The sequence below is a fragment of the Mycolicibacterium moriokaense genome, from assembly GCF_010726085.1.
Taxonomy (GTDB): domain Bacteria; phylum Actinomycetota; class Actinomycetes; order Mycobacteriales; family Mycobacteriaceae; genus Mycobacterium; species Mycobacterium moriokaense.
In genome coordinates, this window is sequence record NZ_AP022560.1 from 1,822,322 (window position 1) to 1,837,344 (window position 15,023).

The following is a 15,023-nucleotide window of genomic DNA, read 5'->3' on the forward strand; positions in this document are numbered from 1 at the left end:
ACTGGTCCGGAGCCGCCGCCGTGAGAGGTTGCGTCGTCGGCTCCGGAACGGTCCATCACCCCACCAGAAAGGAAAGTTGATGACCGCTTTAAGCACTCCCAAACTCGGGGCCGCCAAGGACTCGTTGTTGCGCTTCGCGCTGCGCCTGGACGCGACGTGCAGCGCACTGATGGGCATCGCGGGCCTTCTGCTGGCCGGCTGGCTGGCCGAGACGTCGGGCACCACGGTCGCGTTCGAATACGCCATGGGCGCGGTGTTCATTGCGTTCGCCGCCGGTGTCTTCGCGCTCGCTGCTCGGCCGTCGGTGAAGGCGACCGGCATCGTCATCGCCGCGGGCAATGCGTTCTACACCGTCGCATCCGTCGTCTTCGTGCTCGTGGACGTGTTCCCGCTGACCACCTTCGGCGTGGTGGCGACGCTGGCCACCGGCGTCTACACACTCGTCATGGCCGAGCTGCAGTACCAGGGTGTGCGCCGCATCAACCGGTAACTTCTTCCGGCGAGAAGACGTGAAAACCCCCAAAATGGCGCGATTTTGGGGGTTTTCGCGACTGCTCGCGCAATCAGAGTTTGCGGAGACGCAGCCGATTGATCGAGTGATCGGCGTCCTTACGCAGTACGAGAGTGGCCCGCGGCCGCGTCGGCAGGATGTTCTCGATCAGGTTGGGCCGGTTGATCGAATGCCAGATGTCGCGGGCGGCCATCTCGGCCTGCTCGTCGGTCAACGTCGAGTAGTGGTGGAAGTGCGACGCCGGGTCGGCGAACGCGCCCGCGCGCATCGACAGGAAGCGCGAGATGTACCACTGCTCGATGTCCTCGATCCGGGCGTCGACGTAGACCGAGAAGTCGAACAGGTCCGAAACCATCAGGGCGGGACCGGTTTGCAGCACGTTGAGACCCTCGAGGATGAGGATGTCCGGATGCCGGATGATCTGCTTCTCGCCCGGGACGATGTCGTAGAGCAGGTGCGAATAGACCGGCGCGCAGGCCGCGTCGGAGCCGGACTTCACCGCGGTGACGAAGCGCATCAGCGCGCGGCGGTCGTAGCTCTCCGGAAAGCCCTTGCGGTGCATCAGGTTCCGCCGCGCCAACTCCGCGTTTGGGTACAGGAAGCCGTCGGTGGTGACCAGGTCGACGCGGGGGTGATGTTCCCAGCGCGCCAACAACGCCTGCAGCACACGCGCGGTGGTCGACTTGCCGACCGCGACGCTGCCCGCCACACCGATGATGAACGGCACCGGGCGGTCCGGATTCTGTTGCGGCTCGCCGAGGAACTCCGCGGTCGTGGCGAACAGCGCCTGACGGGCGGCGACCTGTAGGTGGATGAGTCGGGCCAGCGGCAGGTAGACCTCTTCGACCTCGAGCAGGTCGAGCTTCTCACCCAGACCACGAAGACGTTGCAGCTCGTCCTCGGTCAATTTCAACGGAGTCGACATGCGCAACGAACGCCACTCACTCCGGTCGAACTCCACGTAGGGGCTCGGCTCGCTCAGCCGCGGCATACGCCCAGTCTTGCAGTTAGCGTTGAGCACATGAACTCGGGCTTGGCGAATTCCCCCCTCATCCGTGAATATCTGATGCTCGGACTGCGTTTCGACCGGGTCGAGGAGGGCTACGTCGACTCCTTCACCGGAGACCCCGAACTGCGCCGCATCGTCGCCAACGAACCGGCTCCCGAGCCCGCCGAGCTCGTCCGTCAGGCCGAGCGGCTGCTCGAAGACCTCGACGCCGGCACCGACCTCGAACACAGCCGGGCCGAGTTCATCAAGGCTCATCTGCGCGCGCTGGCCTGTGCAGGCCGCAAGTTCGCGGGTCAGGACGTCGGCTTCGTCGACGAGGTCGAGGCGTACTTCGACGTGCGGATCGCCAAGGGCGACCCCGAGAACTACCGGCAGGCGCATGCCAAGCTCGACGAAGCGCTGGGTGGCACCGGGCCGCTTGCCGACCGGATGGTCGCCTATCGCGCGGGCGAGGAGGTGCCGCCCGACCGCCTGGAGGAGTGCATCCACGCGTTCTCCAGCGCTCTTCGCGACCGCGTGCGCGCCGAATACCCGCTGCCGGACACGGAGACGATCAACTACGAGGTCGTGACCGACAAGCCGTGGTCGGGGTTCAACTACTACCTCGGCAACTACACCTCGACCGTGGCCGTCAACGCCGACCTCAAGCAGCAGATGTCCAACCTGCCCCGACTGGTGGCACATGAGTCCTATCCCGGCCACCACACCGAGCACTGCCGGAAAGAGGCCGGCCTTGTCGAGGGCAAGGGTCAGGCCGAGCAGACGATCTTCCTGGTCAACACCCCGCAGTGCCTGATGGCTGAGGGCCTGGCCGACCTGGCGCTCTACGCGGCGATCGGCCCGGACTGGGGCGCCTGGGCCGGTGAGATCTACGCCGATCTGGGTCTGGCATTCGACGGCGCCCGCGCGCAGGCCGTCTCCGAAGCCGCGGCAGCCCTCGCCGACGTGCGCCAGGACGCGGCGCTGATGCTGCACGACGAGCACCGCGACGTCGACGACGTCGTCGAGTTCCTCAAGACGTGGCTGCTGGTCGACGACCAGCGGGCCCGGCAGATGCTGCGATTCCTGTCGTCGCCGCTGTGGCGCGCCTACACCAGCACCTACGTCGAGGGTTACCGGCTGCTGAGAGGCTGGCTCCAGGACCGGCCTGCGGACGTGTCGCTGGGGCAGCGGTTCGGCAGGCTGCTCGACGAGCCGCTGATCCCGTCGACTCTGCGGGCCGCCTGAATTTCCGCCCGACTAGGCTGAGCTGCATGACTGCAGAACCCACGGCCACCTCAGCAGCGGCGCCCGGCGCCGAGTACGCGGACACCGCAAGCGCTGCCTACCAGGCGGCACTGCAGGTCATCGAATCCGTCGAACCCCGCATCGCGGCCGCCACGCGCAAAGAGCTTGCCGACCAACGGGATTCGCTCAAGCTGATCGCCAGCGAGAACTACGCCTCGCCCGCCGTGCTACTGACCATGGGCACCTGGCTCTCCGACAAGTACGCCGAGGGCACCATCGGGCACCGGTTCTACGCCGGCTGCCAGAACGTCGACACCGTCGAGAGCGTCGCCGCCGAACACGCCGAGCAGCTGTTCGGTTCACCGCACGCCTACGTGCAACCGCACTCGGGTATCGACGCCAACCTCGTTGCGTACTGGGCGATCCTGGCCACCCGGGTCGAGGCTCCCGGCCTGGCGGAGCTGGGCGCCAAACACGTCAACGACCTGTCGGAGGCCGACTGGGAGAAGCTGCGCGCCACGCTGGGCAACCAACGGCTGCTGGGCATGTCGCTGGACGCCGGCGGCCATCTCACCCACGGCTTCCGGCCGAACATCTCGGGCAAGATGTTCCACCAGCGCCAGTACGGGACCGACCCGGCGACCGGCTTCCTGGACTACGGCGCCGTCGCGGCCGCCGCCCGCGAGTTCAAACCGCTGGTCATCGTCGCCGGCTATTCCGCCTACCCGCGACGGGTCAACTTCGCCACGATGCGCGAGATCGCCGACGAGGTCGGCGCGACGCTGATGGTCGACATGGCCCACTTCGCCGGTCTGGTGGCGGGCAAGGTGTTCACCGGCGACGAGGACCCGGTGCCCCACGCCCACGTCACCACGACGACGACGCACAAGTCGTTGCGCGGACCGCGCGGTGGCCTCGTGCTGGCCACCCCCGAATACGCCGACGCGGTCGACAAGGGCTGCCCGATGGTGCTCGGCGGGCCGCTCTCGCACGTGATGGCCGCCAAGGCCGTCGCGCTCGCCGAAGCCCGTCAGCCCGCGTTCCAGGCCTACGCCCAGCGGGTGGCCGACAACGCGCAGGCCCTCGCCGACGGGTTCCTCAAGCGGGACGCGGCGCTGGTCACCGGCGGCACCGACAACCACATCGTGCTGCTGGACGTGACCTCGTTCGGGCTGACCGGGCGGCAGGCGGAGTCGGCGCTGCTCGACGCGGGCATCGTGACCAACCGCAACTCGGTGCCCGCCGACCCCAACGGGGCCTGGTACACCAGCGGCATCCGGTTGGGCACCCCCGCGCTGACCACCCGTGGATTCGGCGCCGACGACTTCGACCGGGTCGCCGAACTGATCGTCGACGTGCTGTCGAACACCCAGCCCGAGGGCACTTCCAAGGCCAAGTACAAGCTGGCCGACGGTACGGCCGAGCGGGTGCACGCCGCGGCGGCCGAACTGCTGGCGGCGAACCCGCTGTATCCGGGCCTAACGCTGTAAGACACGCCACGTCCTGGGAATTTTACGATTCCCACAGAATTGGGTTACTGTAACTGCATGGCACAGAAACCTGTCGCTAATGCGCTGATCCTCGAACTCGAGCCGGTCGTGCAGCAGGAGCTGCGTCGTCACATCGACTCGGAAGAACTCTGGTACGCCCACGACTACGTGCCGTTCGAGCAGGGTGAGAACTTCGCCTTCCTCGGCGGACGCGACTGGGATCCCTCCCAGGTGACGCTGCCTAAGCACATCACCGATGCGTTGGAGATCCTGCTGATCACGAAGGACAACCTCGCCGGCTACCACCGCGAATTCGTGTTCAGCTTCATCCTCGAGGACAAGTGGGGACGGTGGCTCGGCCGCTGGACCGCCGAGGAGCACCTGCACGCGATCGTGCTGCGGAACTATCTGGTCGTCACCCGTGAGATCGACCCGGCGGCCAACGAGGATGTGCGCGTCGAGCACGTGATGAAGGGCTACCGTGCCGACACCTACAGCCAGATCGAGCGGCTGGCGTTCATGGCGTTCTTCGAGCGCTCGCACGCCGTGTACTGCCGCAACCTCGAGGCACAGATCACCGAGCCGGTGCTCAAGTCGCTCGTCGGCCGTATCGCCAAGGACGAGGAGCGTCACGAGGAGTTCTTCCACAACCTCGTGGCGCACCTGCTTGAAACCCACCGCGAGGAGACGATCGACGCGATCGCGCGCCGCGCCGGCGAACTCGAGGTCGTCGGTGCCGATATCGACGCCTACGCCGACAAGGTCGCCAACATCGCTCAAGCGGGCATCTTCGGGTCCGAGCAACTGAAGCAGGTGATCTCCGACCGGATCACCGCATGGGGTCTGGCCGACGCGCCTGAACTCGCACAGTTCACGCAGCGCTAACCGTTTGCCGCGGCGCGCCTGCGAGGCGCACATGCCGCCGCGGGAGTAGCGTCATGTGCGATGGCTAGCGACATGCTCTGCTGTCCGGGCGGTACCGATCGTTTCGATCGCGAGAGGACCGGCCCCGGTCCCAATGCCGCTGCGTCCGCCGAATGGTCTGCGTGGGGCCGCGCGGGCACGAGGAGCGCTACGTGACTGATTCGCCCTTGCGGACCTACGTTCTCGACACTTCAGTGCTGCTGTCCGATCCGTGGGCTTGTACGCGGTTCGCCGAGCACGAAGTCGTGGTTCCGCTGGTGGTCATCAGCGAACTGGAAGCCAAGCGTCATCACCACGAGCTTGGCTGGTTCGCCCGGCAGGCACTGCGGATGTTCGACGATCTCCGCTTGGAGCACGGACGGCTGGATCAGCCGATTCCCGTTGGTACACAGGGCGGTACATTGCACGTCGAGTTGAACCACAGCGACCCGACGGTGCTGCCTGCGGGGTTCCGAACCGAGAGCAACGATTCGCGCATCCTCACCTGTGCGGCCAACCTCGCCGCGGAGGGCAAGCTGGTGACGTTGGTGAGCAAGGACATTCCGCTTCGGGTGAAGGCGGGCGCCGTCGGGTTGACGGCGGACGAGTACCACGCTCAGGACGTCATCACGTCCGGTTGGACGGGCATGGACGAGGTGGAGGTGTCGGCCGAAGAGATCGACGCGCTGTTCGCCGAGGGCGAGATCGATCTGGAGGCGGCGCGAAACCTCCCGTGCCACACCGGAATCCGGCTTCTCGGCGGAAGCTCCCATGCGCTGGGCCGGGTCAATTCGGAGAAGCGGGTGCAGCTGGTTCGCGGCGACCGCGAGGTGTTCGGTCTGCGCGGACGCTCCGCGGAGCAGCGCGTCGCATTGGACCTGCTGCTCGACGAATCGGTCGGCATCGTCTCGCTGGGCGGTAAGGCGGGCACCGGAAAGTCAGCGCTGGCGTTGTGTGCCGGCCTGGAGGCTGTGCTCGAGCGTCGCACCCACCGCAAGGTCGTGGTGTTCCGGCCGCTGTACGCGGTCGGCGGTCAGGATCTCGGATACCTGCCCGGCAGCGAGAGCGAGAAGATGGGCCCTTGGGCGCAGGCGGTTTTCGACACCCTCGAGGGGCTGGCCAGTCCCGCGGTGCTCGAAGAGGTGCTGTCGCGCGGCATGCTGGAAGTCCTGCCGCTGACACACATTCGCGGTCGCTCGCTGCACGACTCGTTCGTCATCGTCGATGAGGCGCAGTCGCTGGAACGGAACGTGCTGCTGACTGTGCTGTCGCGCCTGGGCGCGGGTTCGCGAGTGGTGCTCACCCATGACGTCGCCCAGCGCGACAACCTGAGGGTGGGCCGTCACGACGGCGTGGCAGCGGTCATCGAGAAGCTCAAGGGCCACCCGTTGTTCGCGCACATCACGCTGCTGCGCAGCGAGCGTTCGCCGATCGCGGCACTCGTCACCGAGATGCTCGAGGAGATCAGCCCGGGCGCGCTGCCGTAATTTAGGCGGTTTCGGCGTGCTGGGTACCGCTGAGCGTGACTGAGCACGCCGAAATCACAATTTGTGGCGGCCCCGCACAAGGAACCAGCCCGCCGCCGCGGCACCGCTCAACGCCAGCACCCGGTCGGCCCGCTCGGCTCGAGGTAGGTCGATAAGCGACACCAGGGCCAGCATCGCGAATCCGGTGCGCAACGCGGGTTGACAGGTCGCGGTCGTGACCAGAGGGGTGCTCTGGGAGACCATGGGCGACGGGGTCGAGGGAGCCTGGTCGACGCGCACCTATCCTCCTGGAGTATTCAGTTCCGGCGTCTGACGCTAGTTCCTCGGAGTGCGGTGGGGAATAGGGAATTTCCCTACCGCTTAACCGGCTAGGTCCTGCCGACGTGGCGGCCCAGTTCCGCGCGCGATTTGATGCCCAGCTTGCGGTAGATCCGGGCCAGGTTCGCCTCGACGGTCTTGGGGCTGATGAACAACGCATTCGCGACGTCGCGGTTCTTCATGCCGGACGCGGCGAGCTCGGCGACGCGCTGTTCGGAGGGGGTCAGGTGACCCGAGGGCTTGACCTTGGCGCGGGTCAGTTCGGCGCGGGCCCGGTTGGCCCACAGTGGAATGTTGAGCCGCTCGAAGACGTCGAGCGCGGCCTGCAGGTTCGCGGTCGCGGAGTCCTTCTTGCGGAGACGACGTTCCAGCTGGCCCAGCAGCAGTAGCGTCCTCGCCCGGTCGAACGGCATCGGCACGCGCTCGTGTTCGACCATCGCCCGCTGCGCCGCCGCGTATGCGCCGTCGACGTTACCGCGCGCCGCCAACAGCATGCTGCGGCACCGCGCCCCGACCGCCTTCATCCAGGCCCGGTCGTAACTCCGACCGTTACGCTCCAATGCCCCGATCAGGGGCTCGGCCTCCTCGAGCCTGCCCAACTGGACGAGGGCCTCGACGGCGTCCGGCAGGAACATGGCACCGGGCAGTTCGGTCGGCGTCGACTCCGGATCGAAGGCCGACAGCATCGGTGCCACGGCTTCGACGGCGTCCGCATAGTGGCCCAACGACAGCTCCAGGAACGCCAGGGTGGCCAACAGGCGATCACCGAGCCGGAAAGTGCCTGTCCGACCGACGATCTCGAGGGCTGCATCGATCATCCCCCGCGCCTCGGCCTCCTGGCCGGCGAACACCGCGAGTGGGGCACGCATGCTGTGGGCGAGGAACAGCGGAGTGCTGCCGGCGAGTTGACGGGCACGGTCGGCGGCGTCCTCGGCGACGAGGTTGGCGTTGACGAAGTCGCCCGCCCACATCGAGCTCAACACGACGTGCTGTGCGATGAAGACGTACTCACCCTCCTCGCCCCTCTCCATGCAGCGCAGCCTGATCCGCTCCAGGGCCTCACGCGCCGTCTGCAGTTCGCCGGTCCACTCCAGCAGCAGGGCGCGCTGCACGCCGGGCCGGAAAACCAGCGGTGTGAAGACCTCGTCATCCTCCAGTTCCACTGCGCGACTCAAGCTCTCGGCGTCCAGTCCTTCGCCCGCCATGAAGCCCAACATCACCCGCATCCCGAGGGCCAGGCTCAGCAGATGCGGCTGACCGAACCGCTCGGCGACGGCCACCGCACGGGTGGCGGTGTCCCTGCCTTCGTGAATCTGGTTCGCGTGCATGAGCGAATACGCCAGCGTGATAAGGATCTGCACCCGCAGCGGACTGTTCTCGTCCGCATCGTCGAGGGCCTGGTGCAGCACACCGGACGCCTCGACGAAGCCCTCGGTGTACAGCCGCACAACCGCCAAGCGACACAAGGCTTCTGCCCGCAGGTCTCCCGGTGGCAGCCGGTCTACCGTCTCCTGCAACACCGCGGCTGCGCGTTCGTGGTCGCCGGCGTCGAAGTGGTGCAGCGCTGAGCGCAGCCGGCGATCGGGCGCATCGCCGCCCAGACCGATGGCCAGGTCCATCAGTTCGGCGGCCGCGACGGGGGCCCCACGTACGCGCGCCGATTCGGCGGCCTCATCGAGGGCGCGCAGTGTCAGGTCGTCACCACTGGTGGCCGCCAGCGCCAGATGCCGTGCGCGCACTTCGGGTTCGTCGACGATCGCGGCGAGCCGCTGGTGCATCGAACGGCGTCGCTCGGGTGGGGCTTCGGTGTAGACACCCCTGGCCAGCAGCGGGTGCGCGAAGTGGATCCGGTTGCCGTCGATCGCGATGATGCCTTTGCTCTCGGCGGTTTCGAGAGCATCGACCAGTTGATCTCCGATCGTCGCCCTCGACACCAGATCCACCGTCGGCGCCGCCATGCAGGACGCCGCGAGCAGCGCCTCGTGGACATCGGCGTCGAGGCCTGCGAGACGGCTTCGGACGATCTCGCTCAGGGTGCGGGGCAGCTTGGCCGAATGCTCATCCAGCTCCCTGGCCAATTCGATGGCGTAGAACGGGTTCCCGCCCGAGATCTCGTAGATACGGGCCATCGCCGGGCGGGAGAGGTGGCGTTGCAGCCGGGCCGTGACCGCGGTATGCAGCTCACCAATACTCAACGGGCTCAGGCGGATACGGGTGACGGCTTCCGGTCGTGGCAGTTGGAGCCACGCTGCGCTGGCGTCGTCGCGCAGTTCGGTGCGCACACTGCCGAGAACTCCGACGGAGCCGGTGAGTCGGCGTGCGGCGAATGCGAGTACGTGGACGCTGGAGGGGTCGATCCACTGCAGGTCGTCGATGGCCAACAGCGTCGGCCCGGATTCGGCGAGCCGCTCGATCACCGCCAGAAACGCCGCGGCGACGGCCCGCTGGTCGGTCACGTCACCGGTGTGACTGCGCAGCAGCACCTGGTCCACCGCGCGCAGTTGCGGGGCGGGCAGATCGGCCCAGGTGGCCGGGTCGACGTCGACGAGCATGTCCGCCAGGGTCGTATATGCCAGCACCGACGCGGCGGCCGCGGCGCGGGTGGACAGGACCCGAAATCCGCGAGCGTGTGCCTGGTCGACGGCGGCCGACCACACCGTGGTCTTGCCGATGCCCGGTTCACCTTCGATCAGCAGCGCCGATGGCCCGACGGCTGTCGCGGTCAGAAACGACTCAACCGCGCGATTCTCCGTCGGGCGGCCCCCGAAACCAGCCACTCCAGTCCCCGGCACGTAGACGAACCCCTGCGCCGCACGACCGACTCCAGTCGCTCGGCAGGTGGCCCTATACCCGCTACGTGCCGGTTTTACGCTCGGGCGCGGTTACCGGTCGCCGTCCTTGACCTTGGCCATCGCGAGCACATCGAGACGCTTGTCGAGTTCCTCGAGCGACAGCTTGTCGCCGATGAGCCCACGGTCGATCACCGTCTGGCGGATGGTCTTCTTCTCCTTCAGCGCCTGCTTGGCGACGGCGGCGGCCTCCTCGTAGCCGATGGCGGAGTTCAGCGGCGTCACGATCGACGGCGACGACTCGGCCAGCTCCCGCAGGCGCTCCTCGTTGGCGACGAGGCCATCGATGCAGCGCTCGGCGAACAGCTTCGCCGAGTTGGTGAGGATCTTGAAGGACTCGAGCAGGTTGCGGGCCATCATCGGGATGTACACGTTGAGCTCGAACGCGCCGTTGCCGCCGCCCCACGCGATCGCGGCGTCGTTGCCGATCACCTGCGCGGCGACCTGCGTAACCGCTTCCGGGATAACGGGATTGACCTTGCCCGGCATGATCGAGCTGCCCGGCTGAAGATCGGGGAGCTGGATCTCGCCGAGGCCGGTCAGCGGACCCGAGCCCATCCACCGGATGTCGTTGGCGATCTTCGTCAGCGACACCGCGGTGGTACGCAGCGCGCCCGACGCTTCCACCAGCCCGTCACGGGCGGCCTGCGCCTCGAAGTGGTTTGCGCACACCCGTAATTCGGCCAGCCCGGTGAGCTCGGTCAGCACCGCGACCACCCGCGCGTCGAAATCGTCTGGCGCATTGAGGCCGGTGCCGACCGCCGTGCCGCCGATGGCCAACTCGCCGAGCCGGGGCAGTGTCGATTTCACGCGTTCGATGGAGGCCTCGACCTGGCGGGCATAGCCGCTGAACTCCTGGCCCAGTGTCACCGGGACGGCGTCCATCAGATGGGTGCGGCCGGACTTGACGACCGTGCGCCACTGGCGCGCCTTCGCGTCCAGCGACGCGTGCAGCACCTCGAGTGCCGGAATGAGGTGGCGCACAGCGGCTTCGGTGGCCGCGATGTGCGTGGCGGTGGGGAAGGTGTCGTTGGACGACTGCGACATATTCACGTCGTCGTTCGGGTGCACCTTCACACCGTTGCGTTCGGCGATGCTGGCGATCACCTCGTTGGTGTTCATGTTCGAGCTTGTGCCGGAACCGGTTTGGAAGACGTCGATGGGGAACTGGTCGTCGTGCAGCCCGTCGGCGATCTCACCGGCGGCGGCGATGATGGCGTCGGCCTTCTCCGGGGCGAGCAGGCCGAGGTCCTTGTTCACCTGTGCGCAGGCGCCTTTCAGCAGGCCCAGCGCCCGGATCTGGGTGCGCTCCAGGCCGCGGCCGGAGATCGGGAAGTTCTCCACCGCGCGCTGTGTCTGGGCTCGCCAGAGCGCATTGATCGGCACCCGGACCTCGCCCATGGTGTCATGCTCGATGCGGTACTCGACGGCGTCGTCGGGCATTTGTGCTCCCTGTTCGTTGATGTGGGATCCGGTTACGGCAGCGGGTAGACCGCGTTGCTGTCGCCGGTGAAATCGATCGCAGAGTATTCGTTGAGTTTGGAGAGCCGGTGGTACGCCTCGATCATTCGTACGGTGCCGGACTTGCTCCGCATGACGATGGACTGCGTGGTGCAGCCGCCGCCGTAGTAGTGGACGCCCTTGAGCAGGTCGCCGTCGGTGACGCCGGTCGCGCAGAAGAAGACGTTGTCGCCGGAGACCAGGTCCTCGGTGTATAGCACCTGGTCGAGGTCCAGACCGCGGTCGATCGCCTTCTGGCGTTCCTCGTCGTCCTTGGGCGCCAGCATGCCCTGGATGGCGCCGCCCATACAGCGGATGGCCGCCGCGGCGATGATGCCCTCCGGGGTGCCGCCGATGCCGACTAGCAGGTCGGTGCTGGTGTTGGGCCGGCATGCCGAGATCGCGCCCGCAACGTCGCCGTCGGAGATCAGCCGGCAGCGGGCGCCTGCGGCGCGGACGTCGTCGATCAGCTGCTTGTGCCGGGGGCGGTCCAGGATGCAGACGGTCAGGTCGGACACCGATACGTTCTTGGCCTTGGCGACCTTGCGGATGTTCTCACCGATCGGGGCCGTGATGTCGATGGCGTCGACGGCGTCGGGACCCACCGCGATCTTGTTCATGTAGAAGACCGCGGACGGGTCGTACATGGTGCCGCGCTCGGACACCGCGAGCACTGAGATCGCGTTGGACAGGCCCTTGCTCATCAGCGTGGTGCCGTCGATCGGGTCGACGGCGAAGTCGCATTCCGGTCCGTCGCCGTTGCCGACCTCTTCGCCGTTGTAGAGCATCGGGGCGTTGTCTTTCTCGCCCTCGCCGATCACCACGACGCCACGCATTGACACGGAATTGACCAGCTCACGCATGGCGTCGACGGCCGCGCCGTCGCCGCCTTCCTTGTCGCCGCGGCCTACCCAGCGGCCTGCGGCCATCGCTCCGGCTTCGGTCACTCGCACGAGTTCAAGGGCGAGGTTACGGTCTGGGGCTTCACCACGCGCGGGAGTCATGCGCAGATTGTCCCATCCGCCGGTCGGCCATTGGGACCTGGGATACTGGCGACCATGACCACCCAGCCGCAGCCGGCTCCGAAGCCAGCCAAGTCGCGGTTGCTGCAGGACGGCCGGGACATGTTCTGGTCGATGGCGCCGCTGATCTTGGCCTGCATCGTGCTGGCCGGTGTGCTGGGCATGTGCTCGTTCCAGGCGGGTGGGCCCGCCGAGGGGCCGGTGCCCTCGTACGACGCACCTCGGGCGCTGCAGGCCGACGCCGACGCCCTCAAGATCCCGATCCGGGTGCCGCAGCTACCCGAGGGATGGCAGCCGAACTCCGGCAGCCGAAACGGCATCGACGGCGGGCGCGCCGACCCGACGTCTGGGGAGCACCTTCGCGCGGTCAGCTCGACCGTCGGCTATCTGGCGCCCAGCGGGATGTACATCAGCCTGACGCAGAGCAACGCCGACGAGGACAAGCTCGTCGGCTCGATCGAGGACGACCTGTATCCGACGGGCGTCGAGACCGTCGACGGCGTCACCTGGGTGGTCTACGGCGGCGGCGACCGCGATGGGCGGCCTGGCGAACCCCTGTGGACCACCCGGTTGACCGGCCCGAAGGGTCCGGTACAGATTGCGATAACCGGCGCCGCATCGACGGAGGAGTTTCGTACGCTGGCTGCGGCGACGCAGAGCGCCTCGCCCTTGCCCAGCGCATAGTTGCCCACCGCATAGGAGAAGCGATGACCGCTCCGGAAGCGGATCTGACCGGCTGGACCTGCGCACCGTTCTCGGCCGCGGGCTACACCCACGACGTGTACCGCAAGGGCGAGGGTCCGGGGGTGGTGCTCATCCCTGAGTTACCCGGACTGCATCCTGGCGTGCTGGCACTGGGAAATCACCTGGTGGACAACGGGTTCACGGTGGCGGCACCGTCGCTGTTCGGTACACCTGGGGCACCTGCGGCCCGGCCGGGAGCGGGTGCGGCGATCATGCGCGCCTGTGTGGCAAAGGAATTCGCGACTTTCGCGACCAACACCGATCGGCCGGTCGCGCATTACCTGCGCGCACTTGCCCGTGACCTCAACGCCTCGACGCCGGGCAAGGGCGTCGGCGTGATCGGCCAGTGCTTCACCGGCGGCTTCGCGCTGGCGGCTGCGGTCGACGACAGCGTGCTCGCGCCGGTACTCAGCCAGCCGTCGCTGCCGTTGCCGTTGACCGCCAGACAGCGGCGGGATCCCGGGTTGTCCGAAGCGGAGCTGAAGATCGTCGAGCGGCGCGCGGCCGATGAGGGACTGTGTGCTCTGGGATTGCGATTCACCGAGGACCCGCTGGTGCCCGCCGCCCGGTTCAAGACTCTCAAGGATCGTCTGGGCGATGCTTTCGAGGTCATCGAGATCAACTCGAAGAAGGGTAACGAGCACGGTTTCGGACGGATGGCGCATTCCGTGCTGACGCTGGAGATGCGTCACGAGGAGGGCTATCCCACCGACACCGCGCTCAAGCGCGTCGTCGAGTTCCTCACTCAGCGCTTGACGTAGCTGCCGGCCCCGTCGCGACGTTCTCGTCGTCGGAATCCTCGGAGGACTTCTCCTCGTCGCGCTTCTGCTTGACCAGACGCCCCAACCGCCAGAACGGGTTTCGCCGCTTGGGTTTCGCGTCCTGCTCGTCGAGGTCGATCAGCGGCACGCCCTTGTAGACGGAGAGGTACACGCTGATCGTCGTCACGATGACGATCATCAGGACGGGGCCGATCACGATGCCCCACGCGCCGAACATCGCGATGCCGGCGAACACCGCGAGCAGCATCAGCGCCGAGTCCAGGCGGGCCGCCCGGGGAACGAGGATCGGGCGCAGGAAATTGTCGATGTTCGTGATCACGATGATGTGGAAGAGAATCACGAACACGCCGCCGAATACGTTGCCGAACAGAATCATTCCGACACCGAACGGGATCGTGATGACACCGCTGCCCAGCGGAATGACCGACAGCGCGGACAGCAGCACCGCGAACAGGAAGAAGCCCTGATGGAATCCGGCGATGTAGATCGATACGGCGCCGGCGACACCCTGGCAGACGGCGATGACGAACTGGCCCATGACGGTGCCCTTGACCATCGCGCCCATCTTCGACAAGTAGAGATCGGTGATCTCCTCGCCGAGGGGATTGAGCCGCCGGATGAGCAGCAACACCTTGTCGCGGTTGGTCAGCAGCGAGATGAACACGTACAGGAACAGGATGGCCGACGTGATCGCGCCGAACGCGCCGCCCGCCGCGCCCTGCAGCAGGCCGAGCAACCATTTGCCGGCTTCCTGCGCGACCGTCGTCATCGAACCGCGCAGCGAGTCCGGGGTGATCGTGATCTCGACGAACGGCAGGCGGTGCAACAGTTCGTTGGCCAACACCAGCGACCGATCGCCCAGTGCGGAGAGATCGGTCCGTTCGACCCATTCGGCGACGCGTTCGACCATGTTGGTGATCTGGACGACGGCGAGGAACACGAACAGTCCCAACGGCACGATCACCATCGCGAAGGCCGCCAGCAGTGTCAGCGTCGCCGACAATCCCGCGCCGACCCGCTTGTTCAGCCGCGTGTAAAGCGGCTGGAACAGGTAGGCCGCCACTGCGGCGACCACGATCAGGATGAAGTATTCACGCAGGAAGTACGCGCCGAAGAGGATCGCGATGGCAGTCGCGATCGCCAGCGCACGCTTCTGTGTCAGCGTGAATTCGGTGTTCATC

General features: G+C 67.0%; 13 protein-coding genes. 7 read left to right on the forward strand and 6 right to left on the reverse strand.

Features of this window, described 5'->3' with window-relative positions; genetic code table 11:
* Positions 1-79 precede the first annotated feature (79 nt).
* A complete protein-coding gene (locus tag G6N43_RS08935; RefSeq protein WP_083157449.1) occupies positions 80-490 on the forward strand; it encodes a hypothetical protein in 411 nt (136 codons plus the stop codon).
* A gap of 73 nt (positions 491-563) precedes the next feature.
* Here the strand turns inward: G6N43_RS08935 and coaA are convergent, their stop codons facing one another.
* Positions 564-1,502 carry a type I pantothenate kinase gene (gene coaA, locus G6N43_RS08940; protein WP_083157448.1) on the reverse strand — a complete coding sequence of 313 codons (939 nt, stop codon included), beginning with the start codon at positions 1,500-1,502 and terminating at the stop codon, positions 564-566.
* A 30-nt stretch (positions 1,503-1,532) separates the two neighbouring features.
* Here coaA and G6N43_RS08945 point away from each other — a divergent pair, with 30 nt between their 5' ends.
* The 4 genes from G6N43_RS08945 (at position 1,533) to G6N43_RS08960 (ending at position 6,627) form a co-directional block, all read left to right on the forward strand.
* A complete protein-coding gene (locus tag G6N43_RS08945) occupies positions 1,533-2,747 on the forward strand; it encodes a DUF885 domain-containing protein (RefSeq protein ID WP_083157447.1) in 1,215 nt (404 codons plus the stop codon).
* Between the two features lie 26 nt (positions 2,748-2,773).
* Positions 2,774-4,237, forward strand: a complete 1,464-nt coding sequence (locus G6N43_RS08950; protein ID WP_083157446.1) for a glycine hydroxymethyltransferase — start codon at positions 2,774-2,776, stop codon at positions 4,235-4,237.
* Between the two features lie 57 nt (positions 4,238-4,294).
* Positions 4,295-5,122: an acyl-ACP desaturase gene (locus G6N43_RS08955; RefSeq protein ID WP_083157445.1), complete on the forward strand. Its 828-nt coding sequence runs from the start codon at positions 4,295-4,297 to the stop codon at positions 5,120-5,122.
* A gap of 152 nt (positions 5,123-5,274) precedes the next feature.
* On the forward strand, positions 5,275-6,627 hold the full coding sequence (locus tag G6N43_RS08960) for an RNA 5'-3' helicase PhoH2 (RefSeq protein WP_275989805.1): 1,353 nt from the start codon (positions 5,275-5,277) through the stop codon (positions 6,625-6,627).
* A 54-nt stretch (positions 6,628-6,681) separates the two neighbouring features.
* On the opposite strand, the gene G6N43_RS08965 is transcribed toward G6N43_RS08960, so the two are convergent.
* The 4 genes from G6N43_RS08965 to glpX all read right to left on the reverse strand — a co-directional run bounded on the left by G6N43_RS08965 (position 6,682) and on the right by glpX (position 12,298).
* Entirely contained in the window at positions 6,682-6,870 is a 189-nt protein-coding gene (locus tag G6N43_RS08965; RefSeq protein WP_083157444.1) for a hypothetical protein, read from the reverse strand.
* 125 nt (positions 6,871-6,995) lie between these two features.
* A complete protein-coding gene (locus G6N43_RS08970) occupies positions 6,996-9,722 on the reverse strand; it encodes a helix-turn-helix transcriptional regulator (protein ID WP_083157443.1) in 2,727 nt (908 codons plus the stop codon).
* A 105-nt stretch (positions 9,723-9,827) separates the two neighbouring features.
* Positions 9,828-11,237 carry a class II fumarate hydratase gene (locus G6N43_RS08975; RefSeq protein WP_083157442.1) on the reverse strand — a complete coding sequence of 470 codons (1,410 nt, stop codon included), beginning with the start codon at positions 11,235-11,237 and terminating at the stop codon, positions 9,828-9,830.
* 32 nt (positions 11,238-11,269) lie between these two features.
* Entirely contained in the window at positions 11,270-12,298 is a 1,029-nt protein-coding gene (glpX, locus tag G6N43_RS08980) for a class II fructose-bisphosphatase (RefSeq protein ID WP_083157441.1), read from the reverse strand.
* Between the two features lie 54 nt (positions 12,299-12,352).
* Here glpX and G6N43_RS08985 point away from each other — a divergent pair, with 54 nt between their 5' ends.
* Together G6N43_RS08985 and G6N43_RS08990 are read left to right on the forward strand one after the other, a co-directional pair.
* Entirely contained in the window at positions 12,353-13,000 is a 648-nt protein-coding gene (locus G6N43_RS08985; RefSeq protein WP_083157440.1) for a DUF4245 domain-containing protein, read from the forward strand.
* A 23-nt stretch (positions 13,001-13,023) separates the two neighbouring features.
* Complete coding sequence (locus G6N43_RS08990) at positions 13,024-13,821, forward strand: dienelactone hydrolase family protein (RefSeq protein ID WP_083157439.1); 798 nt, start codon at positions 13,024-13,026, stop codon at positions 13,819-13,821.
* Here the strand turns inward: G6N43_RS08990 and G6N43_RS08995 are convergent.
* The gene (locus G6N43_RS08995) at positions 13,802-15,022 is read right to left on the reverse strand and encodes an AI-2E family transporter (protein ID WP_083157438.1); all 1,221 of its coding nucleotides are present in this window, start codon (positions 15,020-15,022) and stop codon (positions 13,802-13,804) included. The two genes, G6N43_RS08990 and G6N43_RS08995, sit on opposite strands and share 20 nt — an antisense overlap.
* Between the last annotated feature and the right edge of the window lies 1 nt (position 15,023).

What these genes read in the sequence shown, in the direction of transcription:
- G6N43_RS08935 (WP_083157449.1), top strand. Translation starts at nt 80, where the DNA reads ATGACCGCTTTAAGCACTCCCAAACTCGGGGCCGCCAAGGACTCGTTG.
- coaA (WP_083157448.1), bottom strand. Translation starts at nt 1,502, where the DNA reads ATGCCGCGGCTGAGCGAGCCGAGCCCCTACGTGGAGTTCGACCGGAGT.
- G6N43_RS08945 (WP_083157447.1), top strand. Translation starts at nt 1,533, where the DNA reads ATGAACTCGGGCTTGGCGAATTCCCCCCTCATCCGTGAATATCTGATG.
- G6N43_RS08950 (WP_083157446.1), top strand. Translation starts at nt 2,774, where the DNA reads ATGACTGCAGAACCCACGGCCACCTCAGCAGCGGCGCCCGGCGCCGAG.
- G6N43_RS08955 (WP_083157445.1), top strand. Translation starts at nt 4,295, where the DNA reads ATGGCACAGAAACCTGTCGCTAATGCGCTGATCCTCGAACTCGAGCCG.
- G6N43_RS08960 (WP_275989805.1), top strand. Translation starts at nt 5,275, where the DNA reads ATGGTCTGCGTGGGGCCGCGCGGGCACGAGGAGCGCTACGTGACTGAT.
- G6N43_RS08965 (WP_083157444.1), bottom strand. Translation starts at nt 6,870, where the DNA reads ATGGTCTCCCAGAGCACCCCTCTGGTCACGACCGCGACCTGTCAACCC.
- G6N43_RS08975 (WP_083157442.1), bottom strand. Translation starts at nt 11,237, where the DNA reads ATGCCCGACGACGCCGTCGAGTACCGCATCGAGCATGACACCATGGGC.
- glpX (WP_083157441.1), bottom strand. Translation starts at nt 12,298, where the DNA reads ATGACTCCCGCGCGTGGTGAAGCCCCAGACCGTAACCTCGCCCTTGAA.
- G6N43_RS08985 (WP_083157440.1), top strand. Translation starts at nt 12,353, where the DNA reads ATGACCACCCAGCCGCAGCCGGCTCCGAAGCCAGCCAAGTCGCGGTTG.
- G6N43_RS08990 (WP_083157439.1), top strand. Translation starts at nt 13,024, where the DNA reads ATGACCGCTCCGGAAGCGGATCTGACCGGCTGGACCTGCGCACCGTTC.
- G6N43_RS08995 (WP_083157438.1), bottom strand. Translation starts at nt 15,022, where the DNA reads ATGAACACCGAATTCACGCTGACACAGAAGCGTGCGCTGGCGATCGCG.